We start from the raw sequence: 1,111 nt of genomic DNA on the forward strand, positions 1-1,111 counted from the left end.
GGCCGACCTCGACGAGCGCGGCATCATCCGCATCGGCGCCGAGGTCGTTCCCGGTGACATCCTGGTCGGCAAGGTCACTCCGAAGGGTGAGACCGAGCTGACGCCGGAGGAGCGGCTGCTGCGCGCGATCTTCGGTGAGAAGGCGCGCGAGGTGCGTGACACCTCGCTGAAGGTGCCGCACGGCGAGTCCGGCAAGGTCATCGGGGTGCGGGTGTTCTCCCGCGAGGAGGGCGACGAGCTTCCCCCCGGTGTCAACGAGCTGGTCCGCGTGTACGTGGCCCAGAAGCGTAAGATCACCGATGGTGACAAGCTCGCCGGCCGTCACGGCAACAAGGGTGTCATCTCCAAGATCCTGCCCGTCGAGGACATGCCGTTCCTCGAGGACGGCACGCCCGTCGACATCATCCTCAACCCGCTGGGTGTGCCCGGCCGAATGAATGTCGGCCAGGTCCTGGAGACCCACCTCGGGTGGATCGCCGCCCGCGGCTGGGACATCTCCGGCATCGAGGAGGCGTGGGCCGAGCGGCTACGCGACAAGGGCTTCGGCCACGTCGAGCCGCGCACCAACGTCGCCACCCCGGTGTTCGACGGCGCTCACGAGGAGGAGATCGTCGGCCTGCTCAGCAACACCATCGCCAACCGCGACGGTGACCGCATGGTGCAGGAGACCGGCAAGGCCAAGCTGTTCGACGGCCGCTCCGGCGAGCCGTTCCCGTACCCGATCTCGGTCGGCTACATCTACATCCTGAAGCTGCTGCACCTGGTCGACGACAAGATCCACGCTCGTTCGACCGGTCCGTACTCCATGATCACCCAGCAGCCGCTGGGTGGTAAGGCGCAGTTCGGTGGACAGCGCTTCGGTGAGATGGAGGTGTGGGCCCTCGAGGCCTACGGCGCCGCCTACGCCCTGCAGGAGCTGCTCACCATCAAGTCCGACGACGTCCTGGGCCGGGTCAAGGTCTACGAGGCGATCGTCAAGGGCGAGAACATTCCCGAGCCCGGTATCCCTGAGTCCTTCAAGGTCCTCATCAAGGAAATGCAGTCGCTGTGCCTGAACGTCGAGGTGCTCTCCAGCGACGGCATGTCCATCGAGATGCGTGACACCGACGAG

General features: G+C 66.1%; 1 protein-coding gene. It reads left to right on the forward strand.

What is annotated here, in order from left to right; all coding sequences use genetic code 11:
* Window positions 1-1,111: DNA-directed RNA polymerase subunit beta (locus tag ACFSKW_RS54740; RefSeq protein WP_465264729.1), on the forward strand; the 1,111-nt coding region annotated here is incomplete at both ends.

The organism is Nonomuraea mangrovi (genome assembly GCF_042681425.1).
Classification (GTDB): domain Bacteria; phylum Actinomycetota; class Actinomycetes; order Streptosporangiales; family Streptosporangiaceae; genus Nonomuraea; species Nonomuraea mangrovi.